The 20,129-nt window shown below is 34.8% G+C and carries 12 protein-coding genes; 11 read left to right on the top strand and 1 reads right to left on the bottom strand.

Annotated elements, in window-relative coordinates:
* Nucleotides 1-139 precede the first annotated feature (139 nt).
* From DR871_RS00440 to DR871_RS00390, 11 genes are all read left to right on the top strand, one after another.
* Nucleotides 140-3,154 carry a tetratricopeptide repeat protein gene (locus DR871_RS00440; protein ID WP_113665337.1) on the top strand — a complete coding sequence of 1,005 codons (3,015 nt, stop codon included), beginning with the start codon at nucleotides 140-142 and terminating at the stop codon, nucleotides 3,152-3,154.
* Nucleotides 3,155-3,235: 81 nt separating this feature from the next.
* A complete protein-coding gene (locus DR871_RS00435; protein WP_113665338.1) occupies nucleotides 3,236-4,099 on the top strand; it encodes a PhzF family phenazine biosynthesis protein in 864 nt (287 codons plus the stop codon).
* A 124-nt stretch (nucleotides 4,100-4,223) separates the two neighbouring features.
* On the top strand, nucleotides 4,224-5,975 hold the full coding sequence (locus DR871_RS00430) for a porin family protein (protein ID WP_113665339.1): 1,752 nt from the start codon (nucleotides 4,224-4,226) through the stop codon (nucleotides 5,973-5,975).
* Between the two features lie 124 nt (nucleotides 5,976-6,099).
* Complete coding sequence (locus DR871_RS00425; RefSeq protein WP_113665340.1) at nucleotides 6,100-6,549, top strand: hypothetical protein; 450 nt, start codon at nucleotides 6,100-6,102, stop codon at nucleotides 6,547-6,549.
* Between the two features lie 232 nt (nucleotides 6,550-6,781).
* The gene (gene asnB / locus DR871_RS00420; protein ID WP_113665341.1) at nucleotides 6,782-8,458 is read left to right on the top strand and encodes an asparagine synthase B; all 1,677 of its coding nucleotides are present in this window, start codon (nucleotides 6,782-6,784) and stop codon (nucleotides 8,456-8,458) included.
* Nucleotides 8,459-8,629: 171 nt separating this feature from the next.
* A complete protein-coding gene (locus tag DR871_RS00415) occupies nucleotides 8,630-10,255 on the top strand; it encodes an amidohydrolase (RefSeq protein WP_113665342.1) in 1,626 nt (541 codons plus the stop codon).
* Between the two features lie 192 nt (nucleotides 10,256-10,447).
* Nucleotides 10,448-12,064 carry an asparagine synthase B gene (asnB, locus tag DR871_RS00410; RefSeq protein ID WP_113665343.1) on the top strand — a complete coding sequence of 539 codons (1,617 nt, stop codon included), beginning with the start codon at nucleotides 10,448-10,450 and terminating at the stop codon, nucleotides 12,062-12,064.
* A 183-nt stretch (nucleotides 12,065-12,247) separates the two neighbouring features.
* Nucleotides 12,248-14,191, top strand: coding sequence for a DNA topoisomerase (ATP-hydrolyzing) subunit B (gene gyrB / locus DR871_RS00405; protein ID WP_113665344.1), 1,944 nt, complete (start codon nucleotides 12,248-12,250; stop codon nucleotides 14,189-14,191).
* A gap of 61 nt (nucleotides 14,192-14,252) precedes the next feature.
* Nucleotides 14,253-15,188 (top strand): malate dehydrogenase, encoded by a 936-nt coding sequence (gene mdh, locus DR871_RS00400; RefSeq protein ID WP_113665345.1) that lies wholly within the window; start codon nucleotides 14,253-14,255, stop codon nucleotides 15,186-15,188.
* 225 nt (nucleotides 15,189-15,413) lie between these two features.
* The gene (secDF, locus tag DR871_RS00395; RefSeq protein WP_113665346.1) at nucleotides 15,414-18,386 is read left to right on the top strand and encodes a protein translocase subunit SecDF; all 2,973 of its coding nucleotides are present in this window, start codon (nucleotides 15,414-15,416) and stop codon (nucleotides 18,384-18,386) included.
* A gap of 139 nt (nucleotides 18,387-18,525) precedes the next feature.
* On the top strand, nucleotides 18,526-19,140 hold the full coding sequence (locus tag DR871_RS00390; protein ID WP_113665347.1) for an acyloxyacyl hydrolase: 615 nt from the start codon (nucleotides 18,526-18,528) through the stop codon (nucleotides 19,138-19,140).
* A 56-nt stretch (nucleotides 19,141-19,196) separates the two neighbouring features.
* Here DR871_RS00390 and lgt read toward each other — a convergent pair whose 3' ends face one another.
* Nucleotides 19,197-20,123 (bottom strand): prolipoprotein diacylglyceryl transferase, encoded by a 927-nt coding sequence (lgt, locus tag DR871_RS00385; RefSeq protein ID WP_113665348.1) that lies wholly within the window; start codon nucleotides 20,121-20,123, stop codon nucleotides 19,197-19,199.
* Nucleotides 20,124-20,129: the final 6 nt, after the last annotated feature.

Below are 20,129 nucleotides of genomic sequence, written 5' to 3'. Positions count from 1 at the left end.
AGGAAGTTTGATTTGATTAATATTTCGATAAAGAAGGTTGAAATCTAAACTGTAAAAAAATTATTCATAATAAAAGCCAATTGTGATTCGTTATAGAGGACAGAATATAATATATTTGAATTATTAAAATAAAATCACAATGCGTAAACTTTCCTGGAGGTACTTCTTATCCATTTTTATTATAACGGCCAGTATTTCGGCACAAAAATCTACCATTTACACGCACGATTCAAAAGATTTCAATAAAGCGGTTTCTTTATTTAAAGACGCGCAATATGCTTCAGCGCAACTTATTTTTAATAAAGTAAAGGAAACTGCCGCAACTGAAGAATTGAAATCAGATTGTGCTTATTATGCCGCGAATTGTGCCATTCGAACCAATCAATCCAATGCGGATGAGTTGATGGAGCAATTTGTTTCGGATTATCCTACCAGCGTAAAACAAAATCAGGCGTACATCGAAGTAGCACATTATCATTTTAATCAAGGAAATTATCCGCAAGCTTTACAATGGTTTGACAAAGTTGACGAAAGCAGTTTAAGCAGAAAGGATCAAGATAAATTCAATTTCCAAAAAGGCTATAGTTTTTTTAATGCCAAAAACAAAAAAGAAGCTACGGTGTATTTGAATAAAGTGGTGAATTCAGCTGAATATGGTTCTCAAGCCAAATATTATTTAGGTTTTATGGCGTATGAAGGCGACGATTACAAGCAAGCTACAAAGTATTTTGACGAAGTTTCAGGTGAAGAAAAGTACAAAGAAAAGCTTTCGTATTATCAGGCGGATATGAATTTTAAATTGGGGAATTTCCAAAAAGCAATTGATTTAGGTCAGAAAGCAATGGCTAAATCCACTCCTTTGGAAAAATCAGAACTCAATAAAATCATTGGCGAAAGCTATTTTAATTTAAAAAAATACGACACCGCAATTCCATTTTTAGTTGCTTACAAAGGTAAAAAAGGCAAATGGAATAATACGGATTTTTACCAATTAGGATATGCGTATTACAAGCAAAAAGACTACGAAAATGCGATTTCTCAGTTCAATAAAATCATTGGCGGGAAAGATTTTGTAGCGCAAAATGCCTATTATCATTTGGGAGAAAGTTATCTGAATACCGATAAAAAACAACAAGCTTTGAATGCGTTCAAAAATGCTTCGGAAATGGATTTTGATTTGGCTATTCAAGAAGATGCGAGTTTAAATTATGCAAAATTAAGTTATGAATTAGGAAATTCTTACCAAAGTGTTCCTTCTGTTTTGCAGGCTTTCTTAAAAAAATATCCAGAGAATGCAAGCCGTTCCGAGGTAGAAAAATTATTGATTGACTCTTATATTTCTTCTAAAAACTACAAAGAAGCTTTAGTTTTATTGGAAAAAAATAAATCTCCAGAAAATAAATTAGCGTACCAAAAAGTGCTTTTTTATAGAGGTTTAGAATTATACACCGATGGAAATTATCCCGAAGCACTAAAAATGTTTACGAAATCTTTAGGGGAACAAAAAGATGCTGTTTTTACAGCTCGTGCTACTTTCTGGAAAGGAGAAACAGAATATGTTTTGAATGATTTTAAAGACGCATTATTAAGTTTCAAACAATTTGTTGGTGCCAACCAAGCTTCTAAAACACCGGAATTTAAAAACAGTAATTACAATATTGCATACGCTTATTTCAAATTGAAAGAATATGATCAAGCGGGTAATTATTTCCAAAACCAAATAGAAAAAGCGCCTGCTGATAAAGTGCGTCTCAATGATTCCTATTTGCGTTTAGCGGATTGTCGTTTTGTGACTTCAAAATACGGTGCGGCAATGGATGCCTACACTAAAGTAATCGAATCTAAAAGTGTTGATGCGGATTATGCGTATTTCCAAAAAGCTATTTCCTACGGATTTTTAGCTAAAAACGATAAGAAAATTGACGAACTAAACGCTTTTTTACAATTGTATCTAAAATCAGAATACAGAGACGATGCACTTTTTGAATTGGCAAATACTTATGTTGCTGAGAATAAAAATGACCTTGCCGTAAAAACGTACGACCAATTGAATACAGAATTCAAAAAAGGTTCTTTCACTTCTAGATCTATTTTGCGTCAGGGATTGGTTTATTATAATACAGATAAAGACGAGCAGGCATTGTTGAAATTTAAAAAAGTCGCGGCTGATTTTCCTAGAACTCCGGAGGCTTTAGAAGCGGTAGCAACCGCTCGATTGATTTATGTAGACAATGGCAGAGTGGATGAATATGCAACTTGGGTTCGTACATTGGATTTTGTTGCCGTTACAGATGCAGAATTGGATAATGACACGTATGAAGCTGCTGAAAAACAATTTCAACAAAATAACACCAAGCAGGCTATTGCAGGATTTAGTGGTTATGTAAGCCAGTTTCCTCGTGGGATTCATGCTTTACAGGCTAATTATTACCTAGCTCAATTGTATTTTTCTGAAGGGTCAGAGAGCAAATCTATTCCTAATTATGAATACATAGTTGCACAATCGAGAAGTGAATTTACAGAACAATCGTTGTCGCGATTGGCTCAAATTTTCCTTAAAAACAAAGAAGATCAAAAAGCAATTCTAATTTTGGCCCGTTTAGAAAATGAAGCGGATATTCCTCAAAATAAAACATTTGCACAATCTAATTTGATGAAATTGTATTACGATAAGAAAGATTATCCAAATTCAGGTATTTATGCCGAGAAGGTTTTGATGAATCCTAAAACAGATGATAATGTAAAAAGTGATGCGCAAATCATCATTGCACGCGCAGCAATTGAAACCGGTGATGAAGCGAAAGCTAAAGAGGCCTACGCAAAATTAATGACGATTGCTAAAGGCGAATTAGCTGCTGAAGCCTTGTATTATGATGCTTATTTTAAAAATAAAGAAGGAAAATTTGAGGTGTCAAATGTTGCGGTTCAAAAATTAGCGAAGAATTATTCCAGCTATAAATATTTTGGAGCCAAAGGTTTAGTTTTAATGGCGAAAAACTTTTACGGACTAAAAGACAGTTATCAGGCGACTTATATTTTAGAAAATGTAAGTCAGAATTTCACTGATTTTCCGGATGTGGTTTCAGATGCGCAAAGAGAATTGGATATTATAAAAGCAGAAGAATCCAAAACTAACTCATCGATAACAAAATAAAAATCAAGGTTTGAAAGTTGGAAAACAGCTTAAATCAAGCGTAAAATTTTTAAAATAATTGAAAGCCAAAAAACAAAGAGAATGAATCTACCTTTTTATCTAGTTGATGTTTTTACAGAGAAAAAATATGCGGGCAATCAATTGGCTGTTTTTTTAGAGGCTGAAGCCTTAAGTGACGAACAGATGCAAAAAATTGCCCGTGAAATCAACTTTGCGGAAAGTACTTTTATTACCAAGCTTAATGCTGAAAATAATTCGGCAACCATCAGAATTTTTACTCCGGAGCACGAAATGAAGTTTGCCGGTCATCCAATCATTGGGACTTCGTGGGTTTTGATGAATAAGATCTTTGAGCACAAACCGGAAAAGATTACATTGTCGGTGCCAATTGGTGAAATTCCGGTGCATCAATCGGGAGACTTGGTTTGGTTGCAGGCTGCTCAACCTCAGTTTTTGGATACTTTTTCAGCAGAAGATTTTTTGAACTTCAGCAATTTAAGCCGTGCTGATTTTGATGATGCATTTCCCATTCAGGAAGTAACCACAGGAAGCGCGTTTGTAATTGTTCCTGTCAAAAATAAAAAAGTTTTAGAGAATTTGATTTTGGATAAAACTAAAATGAACGAATGGTTGCAGGCAAACTGTAAAACAAGTCATAGAGCGTTGTATTTCTTTTGTTTAGAAGACACGAAATTAAGCAGTAGAATGCTTTGTATAGAAAACAATCAACTTATAGAAGATGCAGCAACGGGAAGTGCAAGCACTTGTTTGCAGGCTTTTCTGTTAAAATATAATGCTCCAAAAATTCAAATTATTAATCATCAGGGCGATTTCATAAATAGACCTTCTCAAATTTATTTTGACGGAAAATTAGAGAATAATCATTTTGATATAAATATTGGTGGTAAATCGCAATTCATTGCAAAAGGCGAGTGGGAAGTTTAAATTACAAGTTAAGTAATAAATAAGAAGTAAAAAATTAAAGAGGTAATTAGAAAGAAAAAGTTATTGATTAGGCAATTTGTAAAGTCTTGTTTCTTTCTTCTTTTATCAAAAAACAACAATAAAAATGAAAATCAATTTCCAAAATAAAATAATTTTAAGTTTATTACTTATTGCATTTCAATTTTCGTTTGCACAAAAGAAAGAGCAAATTGGAACCGAAACCGTAAATGTTGTAAAACCATATACACCAAAAATTTCGGATGCGAACAAAGTCAAAGAAGTCCCAGAACTTGATGAAGAAGGTAATGCCAAAAAAGAAAGTATTAAATATTCGATTTTTTCTTTTCCGGTAGCGTCAACATTTACACCATCCAAAGGAAAAGCAGAGGGCGTGGAGAAAGAAAAACAAGCACATTTATTTAAAAATTACGCGACTTTTGGTGTTGGGAATTACGGAACTTTTATTGGAGAATTATTCGTGAATCACGATATCAGCAACACTGATTATGTTGGAGGAATGTTCCGTCATCATTCGTCAGAAGGCGGAATCAAAAATGTAGCATTAGAAAATCGGTTTTATGATACTTCGTTAGACTTAATGTATGGTTCCAATCAAAAAGACGTGTCTTGGAATTTGGATTTAGGATATCAAAATCAGATTTATAATTGGTACGGATTGCCGTCGGAATTTGGAAATACTTTATCAGCCCAGGATCAAGTGATGTTGATTAATGGAATTGATCCGCAGCAAACGTACAGAACCATAACGTTGGGCGGAAATGTTGCTTTCAGCGAAAGTATTTTGAATAAAACAAGTCTTAAATACAGCCATTTTTCAGATGCTTCAGGATCTTCAGAAAATAGATTTTATGCAAAACCAACCGTTGAATTTGACGTGATGGAAAGTGCTGTGAAAACGGATTTAACGGTAGATTATGTGGGAGGAAGTTTCGATAAAAATTATTTAAACACGAATGTCGAAGCCATCAAATACGGATTTACGAATTTTGGAATTTCTCCAAGCTTTGTGATGCAGGAGGAGGATTGGACACTGAATATTGGTGCCGCTGTTTTTTACAGTATGGATAATCAAAACAGCAATAATTCCTTTTATGTGTATCCAAAATTCAATGCTTCGTATAAAGTTGTTGGCGATTTGATGATTTTCTATGCTGGTGCCGAAGGAAATTTAAAACAAAATTCATATCAGGATTTTGTGAACGAAAATCCGTTTTTATCTCCGACTTTGAGCATAACTCCAACAGATCAGCAATATGATATTTTTGCAGGATTAAAAGGGAAATTGACAAATAATGTGAGTTATAATGTAAAAGCTTCATATGTAAATGAAAGAAATAAAGCCTTGTTTAGAAGCAATGATTACAATGAAAGTACAGGAAATGAGGATTATGCGTACGGGAATTCCTTTCAAGTGGTGTATGATGATATGAAAACATTAAGTTTTTATGGAGAATTAAAAGCTGATTTTTCTGAGGATGTAACTTTTGGAATCAACGGAACTTTCAGCAGTTTCACTAATGATTTTCAGCAAGAAGCCTGGAATATGCCAGCAATAAAAATAAATTCAAATCTTGATTTTAATATTACAGAAAAATGGTTCGCTGGAACAAATGTGTTTTACGTAGGTGAGCGAAAAGATTTTCAGATGAATACGGCCTTTTCGGCAAATGCAGCTCCTGTAACTTTGAAATCTTATTTTGATGTTAATGCAAATGTTGGATTCAAATACAGCGACCGATTGACTGCTTTTGCAAGAGCTAATAATATCACTAATAATGCCTATCAAAAATGGTTGAATTACCCAGTTCAGGGATTTCAAGTGATTCTGGGAGTGAACTATAAATTTGATTTTTAAATCCCCACCCCAGCCCTCCCCAAAGGAGAGGGAGCCGAAACGGAAAACAATCTTCGCTTTTTTTATTATAAAAATTTGAAACGCTGATAGGGTTTTGAACCCTGTCAGGCTAGTAATTCTAATTATGACTTTCAAACAAAAAATACATACCCATTATTTACAATTAGTTCAGGATCGAATCGATGTTTTCAAAGACATGATTGTGGCGCTTACCGAAGATTCTAAGAACGATGCCAAAGGTTCTGCCGGAGACAAACATGAAACCGCTTTATCCATGATGCACATTGAGCAGGAAAAACTCAATCGTAAGTTGAGAGAAGTACTGGATCAAAAAACAGTTTTGGATAAAATTGATGCTGCTACTATTGCCGAAACAATTATTTTGGGGAGCTTGGTAAAAGCGAACGGAATCTATTTGTATCTGAGTGTGGCGCTTCCAAAAATCAATGTCGAGGGAATCAATATTATCGCATTATCACCACAATCTCCTTTGGGAAATAAACTCATGGGAAATCAAGAAGGTTTTACTTTTGAGATTAATGGTACGAAGTATTTGGTGGAGGCTATTGAATAAAATCCGTTAGAATCCGTCCCGAAGCTTCGGGAGTTGTATCCGTATCATCTGCGTCCCATTTTACAATTCTCAACTTCTATTCCTTTTTTATTCTTTTTTAATTACATTTTAAACACAAATGCTATTTTTTGGTTATAATTTATAACTAAAAATAGTATTTGTGTTTTTCAATTAGAACTATAACTGCATCTTTGCCTTATCAAAATAAACAAAACATTAAAAATATATAGTTATGTGCGGAATAGTATGTGCCTTTGACCTAAAACAAAAAGCGGAAGTTTTAAGACCGCAAGTATTAGAAATGTCTAAAATTATCCGTCATCGTGGACCGGACTGGAGTGGAATTTTTAGTAATGAAAAAGCCATTTTGTCTCACGAACGTTTGGCAATTGTTGATCCTGCTTCAGGAAAGCAACCGTTGTTCAGTGAAGATAAACAACTTGTTTTAGCCGCAAATGGTGAGATCTATAACCACAGAGAATTGCGTAAACAATTTGAAGGGAAATATAACTTTCAAACAGAAAGTGACTGCGAAGTAATTCTGGCACTTTACAAAGAAAAAGGACCTCATTTTATAGATGAAATGAACGGAATATTTGGATTTGCTATTTATGATGTAGAAAAAGACGAATATTTTGTTGCTCGTGATCACATGGGAATTATTCCATTATACATAGGTTGGGATGAGCATGGAACTTTTTATGTAGCTTCAGAATTGAAAGCCTTAGAAGGCTATTGTACAAAAATACAATTGTTTCCTCCAGGACATTATATGACGAGTAAAGACGGGGAATTTGTACAATGGTATAAAAGAGAATGGACCGATTATGATGCCGTAAAAGACAACGTAACCAGCATTGACGAAATTAAAGTGGCTTTAGAAGCTGCGGTTCATAGACAATTGATGAGTGATGTGCCTTATGGTGTTTTGCTTTCTGGAGGATTAGATTCTTCGATTACTTCGGCTGTAGCCAAAAAATATGCGCAAAAACGTATTGAATCTGGAGATGTTGCTGATGCTTGGTATCCGCAATTACATTCTTTCTCAGTAGGATTAGAAGGTTCTCCGGATTTAGCGGCTGCTCAAATTGTAGCGGATCATATAGGAACGATTCACCACGAAATTAAATTCACTATTCAAGAAGGTTTGGATGCGGTTAAAGATGTGATTTACAATTTAGAAACCTATGATGTGACTACTATTAGAGCATCGACACCTATGTGGTTAATGGCGAGAGTTATCAAATCAATGGGTATCAAAATGGTATTGTCGGGTGAAGGAGCAGATGAACTTTTTGGAGGATATTTATACTTCCACAAAGCACCAAATGCAAGAGAGTTTCATGAGGAGAACGTACGTAAATTAGGTAAATTGCACATGTACGACTGTTTGCGTGCGAACAAAAGTTTAGCAGCATGGGGAATTGAAGGGCGTGTGCCATTTTTAGATAAAGAATTTATGGATGTGGCGATGCGCGTTAATCCTCAGGATAAAATGATCAATGCAGAACATCCAATGGAAAAATGGGTAGTTCGTAAAGCTTTTGAAGAGATGTTGCCGCCAAGTGTTGCTTGGAGACAAAAAGAACAATTTAGTGATGGTGTAGGATACGGTTGGATTGATACTTTGAAAGAAGTGGTAGCGGTTGAAATTTCAGATGAACAATTAGCAAATGCTAAATACAAGTTCCCTTTACAAACGCCAACTTCAAAAGAGGAATATTATTACCGTTCTATTTTTCATGAGCATTTTCCAAGTGATGCAGCTGCTTTGTGTGTTCCGCAAGAAGCAAGCGTTGCGTGTAGTACAAAAATTGCATTGGAATGGGATGAGGCATTCAAGAACATGAATGACCCATCTGGAAGAGCAGTAGCTAGCGTGCATGATGATGCGTATGCAAAAGCATAAACACAATTAATTAAGATTTTACAAATAGACAAACGCTCTCCTTTTGGAGAGCGTTTTTTTATGGAAATAATCAGAATGGTCGAGTTAAGAATTCAAAAATTTCTTTTAATTCCGTTTGTTTAAAATAATTCGGTACAGTTTTTTTATATTAGCATAACTAAAATGTTTATTATGAGATCTATTACTTTATTTCTTGCTTTGTTTTTGTTGATTTCCTGTGATCAAAAAAATAAAGTTACCGTTGACACTATTATTACAGATGCTACTATTTACTCGGTAGATAACTCTTTTGGAACGGCTTCGGCTATGGCAATTGATAAGGGGAAAATTGTGGCTATTGGGACTAATGGCGAAATTTCAAAACAATATGAATCCAAAAATACAATAGATGCGGAAGGGAAATTTATTTACCCGGGCTTGATTGATGCACACTGCCATTTTTATAGCTATGGTTTAAGCTTGCAGGAAGCTGATTTACGCGGTACCAAAAGTATGGACGAAATAATAACTCGTTTAAAGGCTTTTCAAAAAGATAAAAATCCAACGTTTATTGTAGGTAACGGATGGGATCAAAACGACTGGAAAGTCAAAAAGTATCCTACAAAAGCTGATTTAGACGCTGCATTTCCTGATATTCCTGTAGTTTTAAACAGAGTTGACGGTCATGCAATTATCGTGAATAGTAAGGCATTAAAATTAGCAAAAATCACTAAAGATACGAAAGCAGATGGCGGACAGATTGAAATTGCTAACGGAGAACCAACAGGAATTTTAGTAGATAATCCGATGGAATTAGTGTTTAAAATAATTCCCAAACCAACCCGTAAAATACAAATAGCCGCTTTATTGGATGCCGAAAAAGTGATGTTTGATTATGGATTGACAACCGTAAATGATGCAGGATTAGATCCGGACATTATTCATTTGATGGATAGTTTGCAAAAAGCAAAAGTGATGAAGCTTAATGTGTATGCAATGATTACGGCAAATCAGAAAAATATTGATTTATATCTAAAAAAAGGAATTTATAAAACGGATAATCTAAATGTACGTTCTTTTAAAATGTACGGTGATGGCGCTTTGGGTTCTCGCGGTGCTTGCATGCATAAACCGTATTCCGACAAGCCAGGCCAATACGGCGCTTTGTTGGCACCAATTTCTGGATTAAAGGATGTAGCCAAACAGATTGCGGCTTCAAAGTTTCAGTTGAATACGCATGCTATTGGCGATTCGGCAAATACGGTGATTTTGAAAATTTACGGAGATGTTTTGGCTGGAACCAAAGATAGAAGATGGAAAATTGAGCACGCGCAAGTTTTGCGTGAACAAGATTTTGATTATTTCAAATTTGGAATTATTCCTTCAGTTCAACCTACGCATGCCACATCCGATATGTATTGGGCTGAAGATAGATTAGGGAAAGAAAGGCTGAAAAATGCCTATGCTTATAAAAAATTACTTCAAAAAGCGGGAATGGTAGCCCTTGGAACTGATTTTCCAGTGGAGGAAGTAAATCCGATGCTAACTTTTCATGCGGCTGTAGCCAGAAAAGACAGTAAGGAATATCCAAAAGGTGGTTTCCAAATGGAAAATGCTTTGACCAGAGCGGAAACTTTAAGAGGAATGACCATTTGGGCAGCTTACTCTAATTTCGAAGAAAAAGAAAAAGGAAGTCTTGAAGTGGGAAAATGGGCTGATTTTGTAATGTACGATCAGGATTTGATGAAAGTGGAAGAAAATAAAATAGTGAAAATGAAACCAATTAATACCTACTTGAAAGGTCAGAAAGTGCAATAACTGTAAGAATGTACTTCATGAGTTATAGTTGTTACAGTGAGCTTAGGTTTATGGCAATTAAATTACATTTTTAATGTAAAAAATATTTTTTTGTTTGAAATAGTAACTAAATACTACAATTGTGTTTTGTGTTTGTAACTGCTATTGCATATTTGTTGACTTAGAATTGGTAAAAAATAAAAATACAGCGTTATGTGCGGAATATTAGCCATTATCGGAAGAGGAAAAGAGGAGCAATTGTTTGGAGAACTTTCAAAAAGAATGACGCATCGTGGTCCGGATGAAAGTGATTTGCATGTTACTGAAAAAGGGCATATTCTCAGTCATGAAAGGCTATCGATAATTGATTTGCATTCCGGAAAACAACCGATACAAGGTACGAAAACCACCTACATGGTTCATAATGGCGAAATATACAATCATCAGGAATTAAGAGATGGTGTTTTAAAAGATCATACTTTTAGAACAAAATCAGATTCTGAAGTTATTGTGCATTTGTATGAAGAGTTTGGATATGATTTTTGCAATATGCTGGACGGAGACTGGGCTTTTGTGGTGGTGGATGGTGATGATTTTATTGCTGGTAGAGACCCAATGGGAGTAAAGCCGTTGTATTATGGTTTGGACGAAAGGGGGCGAATCTATTTCTCCTCTGAAATGAAACCTATCGCAGATCAATGTAAAACATTTTCTACTTTTCCTCCGGGACATTATTATACTGCAAAAACAGGTTTTGTAAAATATTACAAACCGGAATATGAAGATTTTTTAAAAGCCGACCAAGAATTAGATTTGGAGTTAATCAGAGAAACGTTGACCGAAGCGACTCGTAAAAGATTAATGAGCGATGTGCCTATTGGTGTGTTGCTTTCTGGAGGATTAGACTCTTCATTGACTTCAGCAATTGCTTGTCGTTTATTGGCAGAAAGCGGTAAAAAATTACAATCATTTTCAATTGGTTTAAATGCTGATGCGCCAGATACTGCGGCAGCCAGAAAAGTTGCTGAGTATTTAGGAACAGAGCATCATGAAATTCACTTTACTGTCGAAGAAGGAATTGAAATTTTAGAGAAACTAATTTGGCATTTAGAAACGTATGACGTGACTTCAGTACGAGCAAGTACACCAATGTATTTCTTGTCGAAAGCGATTACGGATTTAGGTGTAAAAGTGGTGCTTTCAGGTGAAGGAGCTGATGAAATCTTTGGTGGATATTTGTATTTTAGAAATGCGCCTTCGGCAGAGGATTTCCAAAAGGAAACCATTGAAAGAGTACAGAAATTATTTACGGCTGATTTATTAAGAGCGGATAAATCAACGATGGCACATGGTTTAGAGACTAGAGTTCCGTTTTTGGATAAAGCGTTCTTAAATGTGTCAATTCGCATCAAAGCAGAAGAAAAAATGCATAAAACGTATGATGGAAAAGAAAAATACATTCTAAGAAAAGCGTTTGATACTCCGGATAATCCCTATCTTCCAGAAGAAGTTTTATGGAGACAAAAAGAACAGTTTTCGGATGGAGTAGGATACAATTGGATCGATCAATTGATTGAATATTGTGCAACGCAAGTTACGGACGAGCAATTAGCCGGAGCTGCAGCCGAATTTCCTTATAACTCACCAACCACTAAAGAAGCCTACTTTTATAGGTCGATATTTAATAAATATTATCCGCAAATAAGTGCCGCGCAAACAGTTAGGAAATGGATTCCAAAATGGCAAGAAAACCTAGATCCAAGCGGAAGAGCCAATGCAGCTCACGTTCGGGCAGATATTGGAATTGCCAAAACAGGAGTTGTGGTTTGAAACAAAAATTTGAATTTTTTATAAATGAAGAACGCTCTCAATTTTGAGAGCTTTTTTTTTGTAATTATATGAACAAATGTTAATAACTTAAGGGCTTAAAAAGGGATTTTAACGGTTATCTAATTTGCGTTTTTATATATTTGCGTGTTATACAAAAATTACATTTTTTACAATAAAATATATATGAGCGAAGAAATCAAGAAGGACAGTTATTCAGCAGATAGTATTCAGGCATTAGAAGGAATGGAGCACGTAAGAATGCGTCCTTCGATGTATATTGGAGATGTGGGTGTTCGAGGACTACATCATTTAGTGTATGAGGTTGTAGATAACTCTATCGATGAGGCAATGGGAGGCCATTGTGATACCATAATAGTTGATATTAATGAAGATGGATCCGTTTCGGTTGAGGATAATGGACGTGGTATTCCGGTAGGTATTCATAAAAAAGAAGGTGTTTCGGCATTGGAGGTTGTAATGACTAAAATTGGTGCCGGAGGAAAGTTTGATAAAGATTCCTATAAAGTTTCTGGAGGACTTCACGGTGTTGGGGTTTCTGTGGTAAATGCATTGTCAAACCATTTGAGAGCTACCGTTCACAGTAGTGATGGTAAAATATACGAACAAGAATACGAAAAAGGAAAAGCGTTATATCCGGTAAAACAAATTGGTGAAACGACAAAAAGAGGAACAATCGTTACTTTTTATCCGGATCCAAGCATATTTACGCAAACAATAGAGTATTCTTATGATACTTTATCCGCTCGTATGCGTGAATTGTCTTTTTTGAATAAAGGAATCACAATCACTTTTACAGATAAAAGAGAATTAGATAAAGACGGGAATTTTGTTTCGGAAGTATTTCATTCTGATGAAGGTTTAAAAGAATACATCCGTTACTTAGATGGAAACCGTGAGCCAATTATTGCACACGTAATTTCTATGGATCATGAAAAAGGAGAGATTCCGGTTGAGGTTGCTTTGATTTATAATACGAGTTACACGGAAAATATTTTTTCTTACGTAAACAATATAAATACACACGAAGGAGGAACACACTTGCAAGGGTTCAGAACCGGTCTTACAAGATCGTTAAAGAAATACGCAGATGCTTCGGGAATGTTAGACAAACTAAAATTTGATATTTCAGGAGATGATTTCCGTGAAGGATTGACTGCTATTATTTCGGTGAAAGTTCAGGAACCACAATTTGAAGGACAAACGAAAACCAAACTTGGTAACAGAGAAGTTGTTTCTCCAGTAAGTCAGGCAGTGAGTGAAATGATTGAAAATTATTTGGAAGAAAATCCAAATGATGCCCGTATCATTGTTCAAAAAGTAATTCTTGCGGCACAAGCACGTCACGCGGCCAAAAAAGCCCGTGAAATGGTGCAGCGAAAAACCGTAATGGGTGGCGGTGGATTGCCTGGAAAATTATCAGATTGTTCGGAACAAGATCCGGCAAAATGTGAAGTATACCTTGTCGAGGGAGATTCGGCAGGTGGAACTGCAAAACAAGGTCGTGATCGTGCGTTTCAAGCTATTTTGCCTTTACGTGGTAAGATTTTGAACGTAGAAAAAGCAATGCATCACAAAGTTTTTGAAAACGAAGAGATTCGAAATATATTTACTGCTCTAGGAGTTACAATAGGAACTGCTGAAGATAGTAAAGCCTTAAATATTGAAAAATTACGCTACCATAAAGTAATTATTATGTGTGATGCCGATGTCGATGGTAGTCACATTTCTACTTTAATCTTAACGTTCTTCTTCCGTTTTATGAAAGAATTAATCGAGGAAGGTCATGTGTATATTGCAGCACCACCTTTGTATTTAGTTAAAAAAGGAAACAAGAAAGAGTATGCTTGGAATGACGTACAACGTGACCAAGCGAATGAACGAATGGGCGGAAGTGCAGGAATTCAACGTTATAAAGGTCTTGGAGAGATGAACGCTGAGCAATTATGGGAAACTACAATGGATCCAAGTTTTAGAACTTTGCGTCAGGTAACTATTGACAGTTTGGCGGAAGCCGATAGAGTTTTCTCTATGTTAATGGGTGACGAAGTACCGCCAAGAAGAGAATTTATTGAGAAAAATGCAGTTTACGCAAATATTGACGCTTAGGAAATGTTCTATTAAATAATTAACCACAAAGATTAAAAAATAACCGAATAAACTTTAAAATATGAAAGTTACCATTGTAGGAGCAGGGAATGTAGGAGCGACGTGTGCAGATGTGATTTCTTATAGAGGAATTGCCAGCGAAGTTGTGTTATTGGATATTAGAGAAGGTTTTGCTGAAGGTAAAGCATTAGATATTATGCAATGCGCTACTAATACAGGTTTTAATACCAAAGTATCAGGCGTTACCAATGATTATTCTAAAACAGCAGGAAGTGATGTAGTTGTAATTACGTCAGGAATTCCAAGAAAACCAGGAATGACTCGTGAAGAATTAATAGGAATCAATGCAGGAATCGTGAAAACAGTTGCTGAAAATGTATTGAAACATTCACCGGATACTATTATTGTGGTGGTTTCTAATCCTATGGATACGATGACATATTTGGCATTGAAATCTACTGGATTACCAAAAAACAGAATTATAGGTATGGGTGGAGCATTAGATAGTTCTCGTTTCAGAACGTATTTGTCTTTAGCTTTAGACAAACCGGCTAATGATATTTCAGCTATGGTTATAGGTGGGCATGGTGATACAACGATGATTCCTTTGACAAGATTGGCTTCTTACAACGGAATCCCAGTTTCTCAATTTTTATCGGAAGAAGAATTGCAGAAAGTAGCTGCAGATACTATGGTTGGTGGAGCTACACTTACAGGACTTCTTGGAACATCGGCTTGGTATGCTCCTGGAGCTTCCGTTGCTTTCTTAGTAGACAGTATTTTGAATGACCAAAAGAAAATGATTGCTTGTTCAGTTTTCGTTGAAGGAGAATATGGTCAGGATGATATCTGTATTGGTGTTCCATGTATTATCGGTAAAAATGGAGTAGAAGAAATTCTTGACATTAAACTAAATGATGCTGAAAAAGCACTATTTGCTAAAAGTGCAGATGCTGTCAGACAAATGAATGACGCTTTAAAATCGATTTTGGTATAAAAATTTACATATAAAAAGAGAAGACTGCATCATTGCAGTCTTTTTCTTGAGATTAATCTATAAATAAATTGGTTAATCTTAACGTTAATTATATATTTGCTCGGTTTAAAAAAAATGAGGTAACTCGGTATATTCTTTTTTTATTATAATAAATGAATGTAAAGTGTTATTATATAGGGTTTAAAGCAAAAATAAATAAATAAAAATAATTAATTTTTAGTAATAATGCAGAATAAAGGACTTATTAAATTTTTCGCAATTCTATTTGCATTGGTAAGTATTTACCAACTTTCTTTCACTTTTGTCGCAAGTAAAGTAAAAAACGATGCAAAATCTTTTGCTAATGGAAATGCTGACAAAGAAGTAAAATATTTAGATTCTATTGGTAAAGAGAAAGTATTTAATCTTGGTTTTACCGATTTCACGTTCAATGAAGTTAGTGACAAACAAATCAATAAAGGTCTTGACTTAGAAGGTGGTATTAATGTTATACTTCAAATATCTGTAAAAGACATTTTAAAAGGATTATCTAATAATTCTAAAAACCCAGTCTTCAATAAGTCATTGGCTGATGCTTCTGCAGATTTACAAGGTAATAAATCATATTTAGACAAGTTTTTTGATGCTTTTGAAGCAAATTCAAAAGGAACTGTAAAATTAGCATCTCCTGATATTTTCGCAAACAGAAGTTTGCAAGGTGAAGGTGGAGTAGATTTTCAAATGACAGATGCGCAAGTAAAAAAGGTTATCTCTAGAAAAGTAGATGAGTCTGTAGAAAGTGCTTTTGGCGTTTTAAGAAAACGTATCGATCAATTTGGTGTAACTCAGCCTAACATTCAAAAACTAGGAAATTCAGGTCAAATTCTTGTGGAACTTCCAGGGGCAAAAGATGTGGATCGTGCTAAAAAATTATTATCAAGTACAGCTCAATTACAGTTTTGGGAAACCTATAAAATTGAAGAAATTGGAAACTTTTTAATGGCTGCTAATGAGTCATTGAAAAAAACTGAAATTAAAACTACAGAGGTAAAGCCAGTTGTAAAAGATTCATTGAGTGCTTTACTTACGGATGCTAAGGATTCGACATCCACTAAAAAAGGAGAAAATCCTTTGTTTGATAAAATTATTGGTCAAGGTGGAGGTCCAGTTTTGGGACTTTTCTCACCAAAAGATACTGCTGCAGTAAACGGGTATTTGAAAAGAGCCGATGTTAGAATTTTATTAGCTGGTGACCAACGTTATGCAAAGTTTGTATGGGGTAAGCCAATGATAATTAAAGATGCTAAAGCAAAAGATATTGATGCTGTAGAATTATACGCTTTAAAAGGTAATAGAGATAATGTTCCTGCAATGAGCGGTGGTGTTATAACGGATGCAAGTGATACATTTGATCAATCCGGTAAACCTGCGGTTTCTATGCAAATGAACGGTCAAGGTGCAAAAGCTTGGGAAGAATTAACAGGTAGAGCATACACTCAAAAAAGTAATATTGCCATTGTTCTTGATGATATAGTTTATTCAGCACCTGGTGTTTCTACAGGGCCAATTTCAGGTGGTAGATCTGAAATTTCAGGAGCTTTTGATGTTTCAGAAACTAAAGATTTAGCAAATGTTTTAAGAGCAGGTAAATTGCCAGCTGCTGCTGATATTGTTCAGTCAGAAGTGGTAGGGCCATCCTTAGGTCAAGAAGCAATTGAGAATGGTACTTACTCCGCTTTGATAGGATTACTTCTAGTATCGCTTTGGATGATGATTTATTATGGTAAAGCGGGTTGGTATGCTAACGTTGCACTAGCAGTTAACTTATTATTCTTATTCGGAATTTTAGCAAGTATCGGAGCAGTTCTTACATTGCCAGGTATTGCCGGTATCGTTTTAACAATGGGAACAGCGGTTGATGCAAATATCATTATTTACGAAAGAGCGAAAGAAGAATTACGTGCGGGTAAAACACTAGAAGAAGCGGTTAAAACTTCTTACAGTTGGAGAGGTGCAATGTCATCTATTACGGATGCTAACGTAACGCATATTTTAACTGGAGCTGTATTGTTTATTTTTGGTTCAGGACCAATTAAAGGTTTTGCTACTACATTATTGATTGGTATCGTAACATCATTATTTACTTCAATCTTTATTGCGAGAATCTTCATTGATTGGAACATAAGCAAAAAGAATAATTTGACATTTGTTACAAATTTCTCTAAGAATATGTTTAATAACTTTCATTTTGATTTCTTAGGAATGAAAAAATGGACGTATTTATTCTCAAGCATAGTAGTTGTTATAAGTGTGATCTCTTTAGCAACAAACGGACTTGATGAAGGTGTTGACTTTGTTGGAGGAAGAACATTTCAAGTACGTTTTGAAAAACCAATTGAAACTGAAGCGGTAAAAGCAGAATTATCAAAAGTCTTTGACGGTAGCGCTGAGGTTAAAGTATTTGGTAGTACTGACCAATTAAAAATAACAACGAAATATAAAGTTGAAGAGCCCGGAATTAAAGCGGACGAAGAAGTGAATAAGTTGTTGTTTGGCGCTTTAAAACAACATTTTGCTGCCGATATGACGTATGAAAAATTTGTAAATGCGTATGACGGTAAAAAATTAGGTGTTTTACAAGCCTCTAAAGTTGGTCCAACTGTAGCAGAAGATATTAAAACTAACGCATATTGGGCGGTACTTGGAGCGATGGCTATCGTATTTTTATACTTAATGATCAGTTACAGAAAATGGCAATACAGTTTAGGAGCTATTGCAGCTATTGCACACGATGTTATTTTTGTATTAGGAATTTACTCATTATGCTATAAATTCATGCCTTTTGGAATGGAAATCGATCAGCACTTTATCGCTGCGATCCTAACCGTTATTGGGTATTCTATGAACGATACTGTTATTGTATTTGACAGAGTTCGTGAATATTTAGCTGGTAAAACAAAAGGAACTTTTGCTGAGATTGTAAATCAATCTATTAATACAACCATGTCAAGAACTATCAATACATCATTAACGATGATTGTGGTTTTATTAATCATGTTTGTTTTTGGTGGAGAATCAATCAGAGGATTTATATTCGCTATGTTGGTAGGTATCATCGTAGGTACTTATTCTTCATTGTTTATTGCAACTCCAGTACTTGTGGATACAATCTCTAAAGAAGATAAAAACAAGGTAGAAAAAGCACACCAAGAAAGCTAAAAAAAGCTTTTATATAAATTTTAAAAAGAGATTCAATGAAAGTTGAATCTCTTTTTTTTGTCTGCAATCCAAAGTGAAATTTTTAATTCGTAATTTAACTGTTTGTTATAAATAGCTGATGAGTTTTAAATCTAAATGTATGTGTCAGAAAGCATTTCTTATTGCAATTATTATTTGTAGCTCAATTCCATTTTACGCGCAAGATGATGACAATAGAGTTGAATTTGGTTTTGCTTACGGATTAGGTAATGAATTTAAAAATAGAAATTATACATATACAAACCAGTATTTCAAGTTGCAATTATATTACAAAATAAAAGATGCAAAGAGCTTTAAATACGAATTTGTACTGCAGCCAGAGCTTAATTTAGCTACACACCAACTCTTAAATTTGTATTTTGTTAAACCTGATGAACTGAATTATATTGCAAAACGAGAACAATATACAAAGCTAAAGAGTGTGAAAGAATACGTTCTTAATATTGGCTTTATGGTAAGGAAACCAATATTTAAATCGGCTTCAATTTACGTTTTAGGAAGTGTCGGACCAATGATTACAGATACGGAAACGGAGCGCTTGTCTAAAGGTTTTGCCTTCGCAAATGTTTTAGCTTTAGGGTTTACTTTCAAATATAATAAAGTAATTTTTGATGTAAGACCAAATATTCGTCATGTTTCAAATGCAGGATTACAAAATACTAATTCCGGTTACAATACTAAAAATATTGACTTTGGATTTTTATTTACCCTATAAAAAAAGCGTTAGCTACTTTGATGTAGCTAACGCTTTTTTTTGAAACGAATAATTATTTAATTCGTAAGTTCTTTTTGAGCTGTAAAGATGAAATACAGTCCTATAAGTATAAACGGAATACTTAGCCATTGACCTGTTGAAAACAAACCTAAAGCGCTTTCGAAACCACCTTGACTTTCCTTAACGGATTCTACAATAAAACGTACTGTAAACAAAAGAACGAGAAACATTCCAAAAATGAATCCTGTATATTTCCTTTTTTCTGTTTTCCAATACATGAAAAATAAGATGGCAAAAACAAAAATATAACAAAATGCTTCGTATAATTGGGTAGGATGTCTCACGGGAACCTGTTCCAGTAAAGTCGCAAATTTTGGATCTGTTGCAATGGCTGTGTAAGCATCTTTAGGATTTGGAATTTGAGTAGCATTTACTGCGTCCATCGGACTAAAATGATCTTTAATAAATTTTATTCCAAAAGGTGAAGTTGTTTCATGACCAATAATTTCCGAATTGAAAAAGTTGCCTAATCTCACGAAAATAGCGCCGCTTGCTACAGGAATTACAACGCGGTCTAATATCCACAATTGTGGTCTTTTCAACACGTTTTTACTGTAAAAATACATGGCAATAATTATAGAAATCGCAGCGCCATGACTCGCTAGACCTTGATAACCTGTGAATTCAAAATTTGGACTGAATCTAAACGGTAAAATAATTTCTAATAAATGATTGCGGTAATATTCCCAATCGTAAAAGAAAACGTGTCCCAAACGTGCACCAATTAAGGTTGCCAACACAGTCCAGATAAACAATGAATCTAATTTTTCTATTGATTCACCTTCTCGTTCGAAGATGTTTTTCATGATATACCAGCCTAACCCAAAAGCAATTACAAACATTAAGCTGTAATATCGAATGATAAAAAAGCCTAAATCGATTCCTTCTGATGGATTCCAAACGATGTTTAAAGCGTGTGTCATTTAGTG

It is taken from the genome of Flavobacterium petrolei, assembly GCF_003314435.2.
GTDB lineage: Bacteria > Bacteroidota > Bacteroidia > Flavobacteriales > Flavobacteriaceae > Flavobacterium > Flavobacterium petrolei.
This window is presented reverse-complemented; position numbering and strand designations above follow the sequence as displayed.